This window comes from Longimicrobium sp. (assembly GCA_036377595.1).
Lineage (GTDB): Bacteria > Gemmatimonadota > Gemmatimonadetes > Longimicrobiales > Longimicrobiaceae > Longimicrobium.
Map to the genome: position 1 here is coordinate 46,230 of DASUYB010000014.1, position 15,177 is coordinate 61,406.

Annotated in this window: 15 protein-coding genes; 4 read left to right on the plus strand and 11 right to left on the minus strand. The window is 70.4% G+C overall.

The window, feature by feature from the left end:
* Positions 1-167: 167 nt before the first annotated feature.
* The 3 genes from VF092_01875 to VF092_01885 all read right to left on the minus strand — a co-directional run bounded on the left by VF092_01875 (position 168) and on the right by VF092_01885 (position 4,483).
* On the minus strand, positions 168-923 hold the full coding sequence (locus VF092_01875; GenBank protein ID HEX6746033.1) for a sulfite exporter TauE/SafE family protein: 756 nt from the start codon (positions 921-923) through the stop codon (positions 168-170).
* Positions 924-1,210: 287 nt separating this feature from the next.
* Positions 1,211-3,874 (minus strand): M1 family aminopeptidase, encoded by a 2,664-nt coding sequence (locus VF092_01880; GenBank protein ID HEX6746034.1) that lies wholly within the window; start codon positions 3,872-3,874, stop codon positions 1,211-1,213.
* A 165-nt stretch (positions 3,875-4,039) separates the two neighbouring features.
* Entirely contained in the window at positions 4,040-4,483 is a 444-nt protein-coding gene (locus VF092_01885) for a PaaI family thioesterase (GenBank protein ID HEX6746035.1), read from the minus strand.
* A gap of 144 nt (positions 4,484-4,627) precedes the next feature.
* On the opposite strand from VF092_01885, the gene VF092_01890 reads away from it, so the two are divergent.
* A complete protein-coding gene (locus VF092_01890; GenBank protein HEX6746036.1) occupies positions 4,628-5,386 on the plus strand; it encodes a class I SAM-dependent methyltransferase in 759 nt (252 codons plus the stop codon).
* A 29-nt stretch (positions 5,387-5,415) separates the two neighbouring features.
* Here VF092_01890 and VF092_01895 read toward each other — a convergent pair whose 3' ends face one another.
* The 5 genes from VF092_01895 to VF092_01915 all read right to left on the minus strand — a co-directional run bounded on the left by VF092_01895 (position 5,416) and on the right by VF092_01915 (position 9,647).
* Complete coding sequence (locus VF092_01895; protein HEX6746037.1) at positions 5,416-6,066, minus strand: zeta toxin family protein; 651 nt, start codon at positions 6,064-6,066, stop codon at positions 5,416-5,418.
* Complete coding sequence (locus VF092_01900; protein ID HEX6746038.1) at positions 6,063-6,362, minus strand: type II toxin-antitoxin system Phd/YefM family antitoxin; 300 nt, start codon at positions 6,360-6,362, stop codon at positions 6,063-6,065. Before VF092_01900 ends, VF092_01895 begins: the two co-directional genes overlap by 4 nt.
* Positions 6,363-6,622: 260 nt before the next feature.
* Complete coding sequence (locus VF092_01905; protein HEX6746039.1) at positions 6,623-7,318, minus strand: sigma-70 family RNA polymerase sigma factor; 696 nt, start codon at positions 7,316-7,318, stop codon at positions 6,623-6,625.
* Between the two features lie 86 nt (positions 7,319-7,404).
* Positions 7,405-8,505, minus strand: coding sequence for a lysylphosphatidylglycerol synthase transmembrane domain-containing protein (locus VF092_01910; GenBank protein HEX6746040.1), 1,101 nt, complete (start codon positions 8,503-8,505; stop codon positions 7,405-7,407).
* Complete coding sequence (locus VF092_01915; GenBank protein HEX6746041.1) at positions 8,502-9,647, minus strand: glycosyltransferase family 1 protein; 1,146 nt, start codon at positions 9,645-9,647, stop codon at positions 8,502-8,504. Before VF092_01915 ends, VF092_01910 begins: the two co-directional genes overlap by 4 nt.
* Positions 9,648-9,977: 330 nt before the next feature.
* Between VF092_01915 and VF092_01920 the strand changes: the two genes are divergently transcribed.
* Positions 9,978-10,484, plus strand: a complete 507-nt coding sequence (locus VF092_01920; protein HEX6746042.1) for a hypothetical protein — start codon at positions 9,978-9,980, stop codon at positions 10,482-10,484.
* Between the two features lie 61 nt (positions 10,485-10,545).
* Positions 10,546-11,670, plus strand: a complete 1,125-nt coding sequence (locus VF092_01925; GenBank protein HEX6746043.1) for a tetratricopeptide repeat protein — start codon at positions 10,546-10,548, stop codon at positions 11,668-11,670.
* A 97-nt stretch (positions 11,671-11,767) separates the two neighbouring features.
* Here VF092_01925 and VF092_01930 read toward each other — a convergent pair whose 3' ends face one another.
* From VF092_01930 to VF092_01940, 3 genes are all read right to left on the minus strand, one after another.
* Positions 11,768-11,950: a hypothetical protein gene (locus VF092_01930; protein ID HEX6746044.1), complete on the minus strand. Its 183-nt coding sequence runs from the start codon at positions 11,948-11,950 to the stop codon at positions 11,768-11,770.
* A 116-nt stretch (positions 11,951-12,066) separates the two neighbouring features.
* Positions 12,067-12,969: a hypothetical protein gene (locus tag VF092_01935; GenBank protein HEX6746045.1), complete on the minus strand. Its 903-nt coding sequence runs from the start codon at positions 12,967-12,969 to the stop codon at positions 12,067-12,069.
* Positions 12,970-13,077: 108 nt separating this feature from the next.
* Positions 13,078-13,929, minus strand: coding sequence for a patatin-like phospholipase family protein (locus VF092_01940; GenBank protein HEX6746046.1), 852 nt, complete (start codon positions 13,927-13,929; stop codon positions 13,078-13,080).
* Between the two features lie 407 nt (positions 13,930-14,336).
* Here VF092_01940 and sufC point away from each other — a divergent pair, with 407 nt between their 5' ends.
* Positions 14,337-15,101 (plus strand): Fe-S cluster assembly ATPase SufC, encoded by a 765-nt coding sequence (gene sufC, locus VF092_01945; GenBank protein ID HEX6746047.1) that lies wholly within the window; start codon positions 14,337-14,339, stop codon positions 15,099-15,101.
* Positions 15,102-15,177 lie beyond the last annotated feature (76 nt).

Consider the following 15,177-nt stretch of genomic DNA (forward strand, 5'->3'; position numbering starts at 1 on the left):
GTGCCAGACGCGGGCGTCATGTTGGGCGACGGGCGGCTAAAGCCGCAGCTGGAACATTGGAAAGCCTCGCAAACTGCGCGAGGCTTCAACAACACCCAACCCATCTCGCAGCCCGCGAAGCGGGCTTCCCAATGTTTTAGCTGCGGGTTTACCCGCCCGTCACGACATCATCCTCCCGCCATCCGCCGCACGAAGAAGACGAGGGTGATGGTGACGCTGATGACGATGATCAGCACGCGGACGTGCTTCTGGTCCAGCCGGCGGCCGGCGTGGGCGCCCAGGTAGCCGCCGGCGACGCCGCCCACCAGCATCACCAGCGCCTGCGGCCACCAGATCTTTCCCGCGCCGACGAACAGTACCACCGCCACGAAGTTCATCGCCGCCGCGAGGATCGTCTTGGTCGCGTTCATCTGCTTCAGGTCCGTCAGCCCGAACATCGACCACGTGGACAGCATGATGATCCCGATCGCCCCGCCGAAGTAGCCGCCGTACACGGCGACGAGGAACTGCACCGCCACCAGCGTGCGCGGGCCGATGCGTACCGCGCGCTGGAGCAGCGGCGTCAGCTTCGGCGCGAACGCGAAAGCGAGCGTGGCCGTCAGCAGCAGCCACGGGATCACGCCGTCGAACAGGCGCTGCGGGGTCAGCAGGAGCAGAAGCGCGCCCGCGATTCCGCCGGCCAGGCTCACCGCCAACAGCGCGCGGAACGACACGCCGGGAAAGTCGCGGAAATGGCGGCGGAACCCCCAGGCGCTGGCCGCGGCCCCCGGCATCAGCGCGAAGGTGCTCGACGCGTTCGCCACGATGGACGGCACGCCCGTGAACACCAGCGCCGGGAAGGTGACGAACGAGCCGCCGCCCGCCACCGCGTTCATTCCCCCCGCCACGAACGCGGCGGCGAGGAGCAGGAGATAGGAAGCCATCTAGCCTGACTTGAGCTTGGTAAAGACGTCATCCTGAGGCCCGACCGCACCGTCGCCGCGGTTGCACCGGTGCTCGCAGGCCGAAGGATCTATCGCTGACGTGCACGAGCGCTTGCTCTGTACACGCCGCAGCTATAGATCCTTCGGCCTGCACAGTTTAGCGCATGACGCAGGTTCGTCGTGGCCGGCCTCAGGATGACGTCTACTCTGTTCGTTCGCGGAGAGCTACAAGCGCGCGCTGAGTTCTCCGCGCCTCCGCGTCTCCGCGTGAGGCCCGTAGTTATCAATCACGTACCCGCGCCGGCCGCGCGGCGGATGGCGACGGTGCGCTCCAGCTCGTCGCGCGCCTGCAGCACCTTGCGGCGGATGTCGACGGGCAGCTCCGGATGCTCGGCCAGCAGCCGGTCCACGATCGCCAGCGCCTCGGCGGAGCGCTGGCCGCGCACGAAGGCGTTGATCCACGACGGCAGGAAGAAGATCCGCCGGTTGTTGCGGATCCACTCCAGCCGCTCCAGCGACGGGCGCAGGAAGGGCAGCGTCAGCCGCGTCTGCTCGCCGTCGTGAAACGCGCCCAGGCTGGCCGTCACCCACTCCTCGTTCAGCGTCGGATCGTCCAGGTACCGCCGGAAGTACTCGGCCTTCACCGCGGAATCCGGCGTCGCCGCGCGGGCCACGTACGCGCGCCGTCCCGCCTCGGGCGTGGAGTCGCGCCGCACCTCGGCGTCGTAGAGCGCGCGGGCGTCCGGCTCGCCCAGCGCCAGCAGGCGCTGCACGATGCTCCAGCGCGTCGGCTGCCGGACCGCCGCGCCGTCGAACTGCCGCGTCCCCGCCAGGTACTCCCGCAGGATGGCCCGCGCCTCGGGCGTGCGCGCGCCGTCCACCAGCGCGTCCAGGCTCTCCTTGCGCATCCCGTAGCCCAGCGATGCGTCGCCCGCGCGCGCCGCCAGCAGCCGCTCCCACGCGGGGAAGAGCCGCGCCGCGTCCGCGTCCGAGGCGTACCACTCCAGCGCCCCCACCCCGCGGTTCAGGATCACGCTGGCGATCTGCTCGTCGCGCTCGCGCGGCAGCTCGCGCAGGGCGATCTCGGCGAAGCGCGCAGGCGGGAGCCGCGTCTCGCGGACCAGGTCCCACAGCGCGCCCCAGAGCATCGCGCGCAGCAGCCCGTCGCGCACCTCGCCCACGTGCCCGGCGATCCAGGCCGCGCTGCGCTCGTCGGGGATGAAGAGCCCGTAGCCGTAATCCCCGTCGTTCGCCCACACGTAGTCGGGGAGCGGGAGTCCCGCGACGGCGTCGATCACCGCGCTGTCGCCCGTGAACGACGCGGGGAGGACGGCGTCGGGGCGGTCGTGGAAGCCGAGCCGGACCTGCACCTTCATCGGCCACGATCCCCCGCCGTCGCCCGGCAGCCGGCGCACGGGGCGCTGGGTGAGGACGATGCGGCGCAGCCGGCCGCCCTCGGCGTCGACGCGCGTGTCCACCCGCGGCATCCCCGCGCGCAGGATGTACTGCTCGCCGAACTGCTTCAGGGGGACGCCGCTCGTCTCCTGGATCGCCCCCAGCAGGTCCTGCCACGTCGCGTTCCCGTACGCGTGGCGGGTCAGGAACAGCCGCAGCCCCGCGCGGAAGGCGCTGTCTCCGGCGAGAAACGCCAGCTGCTTGATGACCGACGGCGCCTTGTTGTAGACGATCGGCCCGTAATTGCTCTTGGCCAGGTCGAGGTTCGCCAGCTCCTGCCAGACGGGCGTGGTCCCGCTGGTCGCGTCCGTCCCGTACGCCGCGGGCTTGTTGCGGAGATAGAAGGTCTTCCACGCCTCGCTCCCGGGGCGCAGCTCGTTCTGGATGCGCGCCGCCATGTAGGTCGCGAACCCCTCCTTCAGCCACAGGTCGTCGAACCAGCGCATGGTGACGAGGTCGCCGAACCACTGGTGGCTGACCTCGTGGTAGATGGTGGCGTCGCGCCCCAGCCGCTGCGACAGCGTGGGCGGCTCGCGGAAGATGAACGAGTTCTCGTTGTAGAAGATCTCGCCCACGTGCTCCATCCCGCCGAAGGGAAAGGCGGGCGCCAGCATCGCGTCGAGCTTGCTGAAGGGGAAGGGGACGCCGAACCAGCTCTCCAGCCACCGCGCGGCCTCGCGGTTCGCGCGCACGATGCTGTCCGCGTCCACCTCCGCCCGGCGCGACGCGCGGCCGTAGAGCGTGATCGGGCGCTGTCCCGCGGGCGCCGACTCCCACGCGGCGAACGGCCCCGCGGCGAAGGCGGCGAGGTAGGTGGAGATGGGCTCCGTCTGCGCGAAGGTCCACGTCACGCCCGCCGCCGCGGTGTCGCGCTGCTCGGCGCGCGCATTAGCCAGGACCGTCCACCCGCGCGGCGCGCTCAATCGCCAGCGGATGCGCGCCTTCAGGTCCGGCTGGTCGAAGCAGGGGAAGAGGAGATTGGCGTCGGAGGGGACCAGGAGCGTGTAGAGGTACGTCTGCCCGTCGCTGCGGTCGTCGAAGCGGATGATGGCCGCGCCGACCGGGGCGATGCGCGCGGTGAAGCGCATCTCCACCACGTTCTCCCCGGCGCGCAGGTGGTGCTCGGGGATGCGGACGTGCCCGTTGCGCCAGTCGAAGTCGCGCACGGGGTCGCCGTTGGCGCGCACCTCGGCCAGCGTGGGCCCGCGGAAGTCGGCGATCAGGTCGCCCGCGCCCGCCCGCCGCGTGAGCGCCATCCGCGCGACCCCCTGCGCGGAGTCGCGCTGCGTCAGGTCCAGCCACAGGTCGTAGCGCACCTCGGCCAGCGTGGCGGCGCGCGCGCGGGCCAGCTCCCGCGAGATGCCGGGCTGCATCAGCGTCTCGGGCCGCGGCGCCCCCGGCCGCGCGCCGGAGCCGCACCCCGCGAGCAGCACGGCGGCGAGTGCGGCAGAGACCGGTGCGGCGCCGGCGATTCGGACGATGGGGCGATGGATCATGCGTCGTGGGTCAGGTCGGCGGGGCGCTCCGCCGAGCTTGGACGGGCGATTGAAATCGCGGCAACAATGGCCCGAAGTCCGCCTTCGCGGACTCCGGGACGCGCATCGCGGCGAATGGATGCGCATCCGCGCGGACCGCCGATGCACGGGGCGAGCCGCGGCCGCCTATCCCGTCATCCCCGGGCGGTCGACGAGCGTCATGAACGTGCCCTGCATCGTGGCGACGAGCCGCTCCTCGCCGCCGCGCAGGGCGAACACGTCGGCGTTGCAGACGGTGATGGTGCGCCCGGCCTTCTTCACCCGCGCGCGGGCCACGAACGCCTCGCCGGCGGCGGGCGCCACCAGGTTCAGCTTGAACTCGATGGAGACCACGCCCGCGTGCGGCGGCATCAGCGTGTACGCCGCGTAGCCGCACGCGCTGTCCGCCAGCGCGCCCACGATCCCCGCGTGCATGAAGCCGTGCTGCTGCGTCAGGTCCTCGCGGTGGGGCATGCGCAGGTCCACCTCGCCCGGCGCCACGTGCGCGATCTCCGCGCCGATGGTGCGCATGGCCGCCTGCCGCGCGAAGCTCTCGCGCAGCCGCGCCTCGTAGCCGTCGGGCGCCGTCACGCGCCGCCTCGGCGGGGGATGTGGATTCGGTGCATCGTCCGTCAGCAGTTCGGGGAGGGTGGATCTTGCGGGGGCGGCGGCGGAGGCGCAACCTGCGGCGCATCCATCCCACTCGCCGCCCGACGACGAACGACCCGGAGCCGCATGCCGGCCGACCCCGCGTTCAAGGACCACTTCTCCGGCCACGCCGACGCCTACGCCCGCTTCCGGCCCGACTATCCCCCCGAGCTGTACGCCTGGCTGGCGGAGATCGCCCCGTCGCGCACCCGCGCGTGGGACTGCGCGACGGGGAACGGACAGGCGGCGATCGCCCTAGCGGAGCACTTCGGCGAGGTGATCGCCACGGACGCCAGCGAGAAGCAGATCCGCAGCGCCTTCCCGCACCCGCGCGTCGCCTATCGGACGGCGCCGGCGGAGGATTCGGGGATCGAGGCGGGGAGCGTGGACCTGGTGACGGTCGCGCAGGCGCTGCACTGGTTCGACATCCCCCGCTTCTTCGCGGAGACGGAGCGCGTGCTGCGGCCGGGTGGCGTGCTGGCGGTGTGGGCGTACGCCGTCTTCCGTACCACGCCGGAGATCGACGCGGTGGTCGACCATCTCTACCGCGACATCGTGGGCCCGTACTGGCCGCCCGACCGCGCCATGATCGAGCAGGGCTACGCCGGGGTGGAGCTGCCGTTCGAGCCGGTGGACGCGCCGCCGTTCTTCATGCGCAAGGAGTGGACGGCCGACGACGTGGCGGGGTACCTGGGCACCTGGAGCGCCACCCGCGGCTACATCGCCGCGCACGGCAGCGACCCCATCGCCCTCGTCCGCGACGACCTCCGCCGCGCCTGGGGCGACGCCCCGCGCGAGGTGAAGTGGCCGCTGGTGCTGATGGTGTCGCGGAAGGCGGGAGGGTAGGCAGAGAGAGCGACAGCGACTGCGGCGGATCAGATTCCGAACGTGCGGAAGGCTGCTACGAAGATTGGCTTCGCCCAGTCAGGCACGTCGGCCACATCGCAGGTTTCCTCGATCTTGCCATCAGACATCGAGAGGATTAAGCGCGGCTTGGGGCGGCCCCCGGTCCTGGGATCGCTCTCGGCGCTGTTGTCGAACATGCGAAGCCCCGCAAGGCGCGGGAGCAGCCGGAGCAGGTTCTCGCGGCTTTTCCGATAACGCTCGCGGATCATTCCCTCGGGAATGTCGTGGCCGCCCGCCTTTACCCTGGCCTTCACGCGCGCGATGTGAAGTTCCGGGCTGTCGAGGCCGACGTACAGGATCTGAACCGCCATCCCCTCGTCGGCTGCCTGCTCGAGCAACAGCGGGATGGTGTTGCCTCCGAGCGTAGTTTCGAACGCAAACTCCGTCCGCGACGCGATCGCGTTTTCGAGCAGCCTCTTCCCGAGAAGCCACGCCTCGCTGTTCGCCTGGCTGAGGTCGGTGTCGGGGTTGGTTTCGAGGATGCGGCGCGCGGCCTCGTCCGGGTTGAAGTAGTTCGTCCCGAGCTTGCGAAACAATGCGCCGGCCACACTGCTCTTGCCGGCACCATTAGTTCCGGCAACGACGTAGATGGACGGCCGTTCCTCGGCCTCTCTGCTCATGCGGGCTTCCGTTCGGCCGCCCACACCGCCGCGTCGGCCAGCTCGTCGGGCGACGCCCTGAACGCGGCACGCATCGCCGCCTTCGCCGCGGGCGTCTGCATCTGTGCAACCATTTCGTCGAACTCGGCGGTGAGAGTGTCCAGGTCCGAGGGGGTTTGCCCTGTCAGTTCCTCGTATCGATCAACCGACAGAATGACCGCCTGGTTCGCGTTGCGCCGGGTGATGAACACGGTGGCGTTGCGGCCGACGATTTCGAGTACGCGGCCAAACCCGTTCTGCGCCTCGGTCGACGACATGTAGACGACCCTGGCGGATGGCGGCCTCGACGCATTTCTCCTGCGCGGAGTAGCGGCCGGGGGCGCCTTTGCCCCGGCTGGATTGTCGTTGCGAGACTTCATGGTTCCCCGTCCCTTTGCAGAAAGCCCCGAGCCCCTCGTGTGAATTAGCTAAAATGGCTAATTCGTGTTCCGATGTCAATCCTGGGCAGATGCAGAACGGCCCGCCCCGGAAGTCTCCGGAGCGGGCCGCTCGCCAATCTTCTATCCCCGCCGTCCGCTCACACCGGCACGGGCAGGAGCATGCGGAAGGAGTTGCGCGCGCGGTTCAGGCGGCTCTTCACCGTGCCCACGGGAATGCCGATCTGCTCGGCGATCTCCTCGTAGGTGCGGTCCTCCACCTCGCGCATCACGAACGGGATGCGGTGGTGCTCGTCCATCCGCTCGATGGCCGCGTCGATCGCCTCGCGCAGCTCGCGGCGGTACGCCTCGCGCTCGGGGTTGTGCCCCGTGGCCGCGAACTCCACCGGCCGGCTCTGCGCGCCGCTGCTGCTCGTCTCCGGGCGCAGCTCGCTGAAGGTGGTCTCGCGCCGGCGCGAGCGGTTGCGGAACTCGTTCTTCAGCAGGTTGTTCGCGATCGTGTGGATCCACGTGCTGAACTTCCGCGCCGGGTCGTAGCTCTCGCGCGCCCGGTGGATGCGCAGGAAGGTGTCCTGCGTCAGGTCCTCCACGCGCTCCTCGTCGTTCAGGCGCTTGCGCAGGAAGCCCTGGATGCGCGGCTGGTACCGCTCCACCAGCAGGCGGAAGCCGTCCCCGTCACCCTGCGTATATCGCTGGAACAGCTGCTCGTCGGTCAGCTCCGCCAGGGCGATGCGATTCCCCGGCTCCGAGATGCCGCGCAGCACGCCCCTGCCGGCAGGCTGCTGCGCCGCATCGAACTGAGCGGCGGCGCTCTTGAGATCGATGGCCGTCTTCATGGTCTTGAATATACACCCGCGACCCCCGTTTGTCGAGGGTCGTTCACTGCTGAACAAGTGTTAGTAAGTGATTAGAAAGGCGGGATTTACAGCGCCGTCACGCCCCGTTCGCGCCGCCTGCGCACCACCGCGCGGCGCGCATCGGCAACGTTCATCCCAGTGAAGATGACGGAGCCCAGCCCGAGCTGGAGATAGAAGGTCAGGAAGCGCCACCCCGCCGTGGCGATGCCGATCACCGCCGCGGGAAGGAGCGCGGAGTAGACCAGCACGAACGCCGCCTCCGCCCCGCCCGACGCCCCCGGCGTGGGAACGAAGTTGAGCGCGGTGAACACCACCCACTGCAGGAGGAAGAAGAGCACGGGATCGACGTGCGCCTGCGGGGCCAGGAAGTACGCCATCGCCGTCACCACCGAGTAGCGGCAGCACCACTGGATCCCGGTGATGAGCCACGTGAGGACGAAGAGCGCCTTCCCGCGCCGCACCACCATCTCCCGCACCTCGCGCACCTCGGCCAGCGTCCGCCCCGTCCGCCGACGCATCCGCGCCGTCCACTTCAGTCCGCGGCGGCGCGGCGCCTCGCCCAGCGAGCCGATCAGCACCGCCTTCCACAGCAGCCAGAGGGCGAAGAGGATCGCCGCGGCGGTCAGCGCGATCAGCGCCACCTTCCCCCGCGCGTCGCGCCCGATCGCACGCAGGATGGGGAGCTCCCACGCGCGCGAGATGACGATCGCCGCGGGGATGGCCAGGGCGAAGAAAAGCGAGTCCTGCAGCCAGCCGATGGTGACGATCGAGATCGCCCGCGCCTGGGGGACCCCCTTCTGCACGAAGATCCCCCAGCGCATCACCTCCGTCCCGCTGCTGGTGGGAACGACGGAGGAGGCCAGCTCGCCGCCCAGGGTCACGCCCAGGTTGTCGCGCCAGGTGAGGGGAACGCCCATGAAGCGCCCCCACAGCCACATCCGCGTGGCGTTGGTGATCCAGGGGAAGAGGGCGAGCGCAAGCGCGAGGAGAAGGTACTGCCGCGGAAGGGTGCCCAGCCGGGCGAAGACGGAGTGGTCGGTGGCGTACCAGGTCCACCAGAGGTTGGCGACGACGCCCAGGGGGACCAGGACCAGCGCGCTGCGGAAGAGCCGGTCGAAGAGCTTCCGCTTCGGCGCGTCCCCGGGTGGGGCGGGGCGGCCGCTCATCGTTCGGCCCGCGGGCGGTAGCGCTCGACCACGCGGCGGTAGCTCTCCAGCAGGCGGCCGTTGATGGCGCCCCAGTCGTGCTCGGCCGCCGTCTCCCGCGCGCGGCACCCCATCCGCCTGCGCGCCTCGGGGTCGTCCAGCAGCGACAGCACCTTCTCCGCGAAGTCGGCGGGGTCGTTGGCGCGCGCGATCCACCCCGTCTCTCCCGGCTCGACGAGATCGGGCGGACCGCCGCGGTCCACGACGACGGCGGGAAGGCCGGACGCCTGCGCCTCGAGGATCACGTTCCCGAAGGTCTCGGTGGTCGAGGGGAAGACGAAGACGTCGCCCGAGGCATACCAGCGCGACAGCGCCTCGCCCGTCTGGTGCCCGGCGAAGTACGCGTCGGGGAGCTGCTTCTCGAGGTCGCCGCGGATGGGGCCGTCGCCCACGAACACCAGGCGGTAGCGGGCGCCGCGCGCGCGCAGGATGCGGTCGACGTCCACCAGGTCGGCCAGGTCCTTCTCCTTCACCAGCCGGCTGACCATCAGCAGCACCGGCGTGTCGTCGTCGGCGCCCACGCGCGCCCGCAGCTCGGGGTCGCGGAAGCGGGGGGAGTAGCGCGCCAGGTCGATCCCCCGCGACCACAGCTCGGTGTTGGTGATCCCGTGCGCCGCCAGCTCGCGGATGCTCCCGTGCGAGGGCACGTACACGGCCTCGCAGCGGCCGTAGAACTTGCGCAGCAGGTACCAGCCGAACCCCTCCAGGGCGCCGAGATGGTAGAAGCGGAAGTAGGAGACGAAGTGCGTGTGGAAGCTGCTGACCAGGGGAACGCCGCGCCGCAGACCGTACTTGGTGGTGCGGAAGGCGACGAAGGTGGGGCTGACCACGTGGATCAGGTCGGGGCCGTACTCGTCCATCCGCGCGCTGATCTTGTGCCCGATCGGCGTCGACACCCGGTAGTCGGGACGGAGCGGAACGGGAACGTTCGGCACCTTCCTCACCCGGTCGGCCCAGGAGATCTCGGGGCCGGGAACGAAGGGCGAGAACACGCGGAAGTCGACGTCGGGCTGCCGCTCCAGGAAGCCGAAGAGCTGCGCGAGCGTCCGGGAGACGCCGTCCACGAGGGGCGGGAGGCTTTCCGTGACGTAGGCGATCTTCATCGTCCGCGCGCCCGCTCCGTCATCGCAGTCGTTCCGGGTGGTGCTGGTGGGAGATACAGCCGGAGGTCGGAAATGTAAGCGCCGGGCGCGCAGGGACGACAGGGGATGTTCAGGGGACAGGGACAGGGGACAGGGGACAGGGGACAGGGGACAGGGGACAGGGGACAGCAGGGAAGGTGGGACCACCCGCATGGATCCCGCGAGCCGCGCCCCAACGACTCAGCACTCAGCACTCTTCTCTCCTTGACAATCGCTGCCGCGCCGGGGAGACTTCCGGGGCAGGACTCCAATCTCCCGCATGTTGCCCGTCCGCTCCGCGCCCGCACCCACATGGAACGCCGCACCCTGCTCATCGTCGTGGCCGCGCTGGTCGTCGGCTTCCTGGCGGGCTTCGTCCCCCAGTACACGGGCAAGCGCCACGCGCAGCGTGACTTGGCGGCGGCGCAGCTGGAGGTGCGGCTGGCGCGGCAGCAGGGGCGGCTGGGCGCGGCGCTCTCCGAGGCGCTGCGCAGCAACTACGAGCGCTCGCGCCAGCTGATGGCGCGCTACTTCACGGACATGCAGGCCACCGTCGGCCAGGTGCCCGACGCGCGCAGGCGGCAGGCGCTCACCGGCATCCTGTCGCAGCGCGACGAGATCATCACCCTGCTCTCGCGCAGCCAGCCGGAAAGCGCGCAACGGCTGATGATCCTGTACACGCAGATGTTCGCCGCCGTCGACCCCGAGGGCACCGTCGCCCCGGCCGTCACCACCGCACCCGCGCCGCCCGCGGCACCCGCGCCCGCGCCCCCTCCGCCCGCCGCGCAGCCGCCCTCGAAGGCAGCCCCGAAGCAATAGCGCGTATCCCGATCCCCTTCGGCATCCATCACTTCCATCGACCCACCGCGGTACATCTTCCATGCGCAATTTGTTTACGGGCGCCCTCGCGGTGCTCCTCGCCGCGTCCGCGGCATCCGCCCAGATCCCCACGCGCCCGGCGCTCAAGGCGGGGGCCGATCCCAACGACTGGAACGCGTACTTCGACCGCGGCGTGGAGCTGCTGAAGGAGGACGCGCGTGACGCCGACGAGATGTTCGCGTGGGCCGCGCGGCTCGATCCCTCGCGCGCGGAGCCGCTGTACGGGCGCTACGTGGCCTTCCACATGCGCGACGTGCGGCGCTTCGAGGAGTACCTGAACGACAACCAGCGCGTGCTGCGCGAGCCGGGGGTGATGCGGGCGGACTCGCTCTACTTCGAGTCGGTGGTGCGCAACCCGTTCGTGCACCGCGGGCTGATCGCGCTGGCGTACGACCAGCTGCCGGGCGAGTGGGGGAACGATTCGTTCACCCGCGCGTTCCTGGAGTACGCGCGCGGCGAGATCGACGCGGCCGCGCGCGACCTGTCCGCGCACGTCCGCCGCTCGCCGGGCGATTTCCGCGCGCGCCACGCGCTGGCGATGTCGCTCACGCACCTGCGGCGCTACGACGAGGCGCGGGTGGAGCTCGATTCCGTGCTCGCCGCGCTCCGCCGCCGCGACGAGCGCCGCGTGGCGCGCGTGTACGAGAGCAAGGAGATGCTGCTGTACAGCCTGGGGCTGCTCCATCTCGTGCAGAACCGGCAGGACCAGGCGCGCGAGGCGTTCGCGCAGGCGGTGGTGGAAGATGCGTCGCAGTGGTACGCGCACCGCGGCCTGGCCCTGGCGCTGGTGTCGGCCGGCCACCCGGCGGACGCGCTCCCCGAGTACCGGACCGCCATCGAGCTGGCCGGGCCCGACAACCCGATCCTGCTGAGCGAATACGGCAAGGCGCTCTATTCCGCCCGCCAGTACGACGCGGCCATCGAGCAGCTGTCGCACCTCGTCCGGGTGGCGCCCGACTGGGCCGACGCCTGGCTCGCGCTCGGGAATGCCAACGCCCGCGCGAACAGGAAGGACGCGGCGATCGAGGCGTTCAACGCCTACCTGGCCCGCGCCCCGCGGAGCGACGCCGACATGGCCGGCCGCGTCCGCGCGCAGGTCGAGCAGCTCCGCGCGGCCGGCAGCTGAGGCGAGATTCTCACGGCGAGATTCTCACGCGGAGACGCGGAGACGCGGAGGAGAGATTCCTCCGCGGCTCCGTTTCTTTTGAATCGACCGGGCACATTCAGCGCGCCGGCATCGCCACGATGGTGAAGGGAGATGTGGCTCGGGCGCGCTCCACCACCATCCGTCCGCTCTCGATGGGGATGGTGACCTCTCCGTCCACCCCATCGTGCGAATCCGGCGCCCATTCCACGTGGATCGACACGCCCCCGCGGTCGTCGACGGGGATCCCACCGTCCAGCATCCGTTCGCGTACGATACGTCCCGCGGTGTCGCGCGCGACCAGCTCCAGAGGCCGGATTCGCCCGGTCGTAGATGAAACGGATCGGCGGCCGGCGTTTCTTACGCCGGCTTCGTCCCTCAGCGCGCCGGCATCGCCACGACGCGGAAGGGGGATGCGGCGCGGGCGCGCTCGATCACCATCCTGCCGTTCTCGATGGGGATGGTGACGGTGCCGGCCGTGGCATCGCTCGACATCTCCCCCCATTCCATGGAGATGGAGACGGTCCAGCGCGCGTCGATCTCGCTGCCTTCGTTCAGCATCTGCGCGGTTTTTACGTGCCCCGCGGCGTTGCGCGCCACCAGCTCCAGCCGCTTGAGATAGACGTCGTTCGACGGGTTGCGGACGGCGGCGCGCTGGATGGCGCCGCCCGGCGCGCCGAACGCCACCACCGCCACCAGCGTGCGGTCGTCCTGGGCGCCGGGCGACTCGGCGGCGTTGGCGTCGTGCACCGCCACGAAGCCGGTGCCGAACGGCTTCACGTCCACCAGCAGCAGCGGGTGATCGGCGGTGAAGAGCGCGCGGCCGTTCAACAGCGAGTAGTACGCGTCGACGTTCTCGGACCCGCAGCAGCCGTACTCGGTAATGCGGTAGAGCGCGTACCCGGGAAAGCTGTCCACCAGCGCGCCGTCCTCGCCGCGCCGGCGGACGATCCAGAGCGGCCGCGCCTCGGGGTGCGCCGCGGGCCGGGCGACCACGCTGACCTCCGCCTCGGCGGGGCCTTCCTGGCTCTCGCACCGCTGGATGCTCGTCTTCTCCTCCAGCAGCAGGTGCGGCCACTCGGGCGACTCGACCGCCGCCGCGCCCACCACGGTGTAGCGCACGCCCGTCGTAGCATAGCCGAACGAGCACTCCTCCGTCCGCGGCAGCAGCCGGAAGCTGGACGGCGCGGAGAGCTGCCGCGGCGTCTGCTGCGCCGCGGCGGGCGCGTACACGAGCGCGGCCGCCACCCAGGCCAGCCGCGCGCAAGCGAAGCATCTCATCGTCGAAGGGAGATCGGGTAGGAGGGTGAACCCGCCTCTCGCGCAGTCCGCGAAGGCGGACTTCCTGAAGTTCCAGCGGCGGGCTTCAACCCGCCGATCTCGACCGGCCTACGCCGCCTCGGCCGCGCCGCGCAGCGCTTCGCGGGCGGCGCGGTAGCCTTCCTCCAGGAAGAACTGCGTGCGGTCGAAGTCCCACCCACCCAGGTGGCCGATGCGGGGGCGGATCACCAGCATCGGCGGGCCCTCCCACGGGCGCTCGGCGGCCACGCGGCGCTGCTGCTCCAGGTTCAGCGTCAGCACGCGGTCGTGGATGGCGATCATCCCGCGGTCGAAGAAGCCCTCGGCCGGGGGCACGATCTCCGCGCCCACGTCCACCGCGATGATCCGCTCGGTGGCCCACTCCGCGGCGTGGCGGATGGGCAGCACGTCCATCACCCCGCCGTCCACCAGCACGTCGCCGTCCAGCTTCAGCGGGGGAAAGTAGATGGGGATGGCGCAGCTGCCGTAGATGGCGTCGATCGGCGGCGTCTCCTCGTCGACACCCGTGCCGAACCAGCGCTCCTTCCCCGTCACCAGCGACACGCAGTTGACGCGCACGGGGAAGCGCGCGTCGCGGAAGGTCTTGAGGGGGAGATTGCGGGCGATCCAGGCGCGGTAGTGCTCGCCGTCGAACACCGCCTCCTCGCGCACGCCGCCGAAGAGCACGGCGCGGCGGTTGATGGAGACGATGTCGTCCTTGGTCAGCCCCCGCGCGATCTTCGCCAGCTCGCGCCACCCCAGCCCGCCGGCCAGCGAGCACCCGATCAGCGCGCCGATGCTGGTGCCGATCACGGCGTCCACGCGCACGCCGGCCTCCTCGAGCGCCTTCCACACGCCGATGTGGGCCACGCCCTTCATCCCGCCGCCGCCCATGACGAGGACGGTGCGGGGCCGGTCGGGGAGGGGGATCGGGTCGGTCAAGTGACTAGTGCCCAGTGCTCGGTGCCAGCTGCCCAATGAGACGGTGCGTGAGTGCGCCGGTGCAGGAGTGCGTTGGTCCGGCGCGAGTCCGATCGGCCGGCGCGAGTGCCACGCACTACCACACTCGCGCGCTTCCGCACTTTCTGTTTCTCCGCACTTGCCGTTCCGCGCGTACATCCCCGCGCGTGTGAATCTTGCGACCGCGGAAAGTCTCGCGCGGAGAGGGACTTCACGCTTGACGTACGCGGCCGCGCGGCCTAGGTTGCCGGTTGATACGGAGAATCATTCTTGAGAAGCCGCACGTCCCCCACACTGGGGGGTATCAGCGGTCTCCGGATCCGCAACCAACGATCAATCAGGACGGAAGACCGGCCGCGCGCCGGGATATCCCGAGGAGAAGAGAACCGATGGCCGAACCGCTGCTCAAGATCACCAACCTGCACGCCGAGATCGCCGAGGACGGCACGGAGATCCTGAAGGGGGTGGACCTGGAGCTGAACGCCGGCGAGATCCACGCCATCATGGGCCCCAACGGCTCGGGCAAGAGCACGCTCAGCAAGGTGGTGTCGGGGCACCCGGCCTACGAGGTGACCGACGGCGAGGTCCTGTTCCGCGGCGAGAGCGTGCTGGACATGGAGCCCGACGAGCGCGCCCGCGCCGGCATCTTCCTGGCCTTCCAGTACCCGGTGGAGATCCCGGGCGTGTCCGTCGCCAACTTCATGCGCACGGCGCTCTCGGCCAAGCGCGGCGAGGAAGTGGACGTGTTCGACTTCCAGGAGGAGCTCGAGGCGCGCATGGAGATGCTGGACATGGACCCCGCGTTCGCGCTCCGCTCGGTGAACGAGGGCTTCAGCGGCGGCGAGAAGAAGCGCAACGAGATCCTGCAGCTGGCCATGCTCGAGCCGGTCCTGGCCGTGATGGACGAGACCGACAGCGGGCTGGACATCGACGCCCTGAAGATCGTAACCGCGGGGATCAACAAGATCAAGGCGGAACGGCCCGATATGGCCGTGCTGCTGATCACCCACTACCAGCGCATGCTGAACTACATCACGCCCGACGTGGTGCACGTGATGGTGGACGGCCGCATCATCCGCTCCGGCGGCGCCGAGCTGGCGCTGGAGCTGGAGGAGCGCGGCTACGACTGGGTGCGCGAGGAAGTCACTGCGTGACGGTGCCCGGTGCCGAGTGCCCAGTGCCCAGTGACGAACGGGCGAGACTGGGCACCCGACACTAGGAACTGGGCAC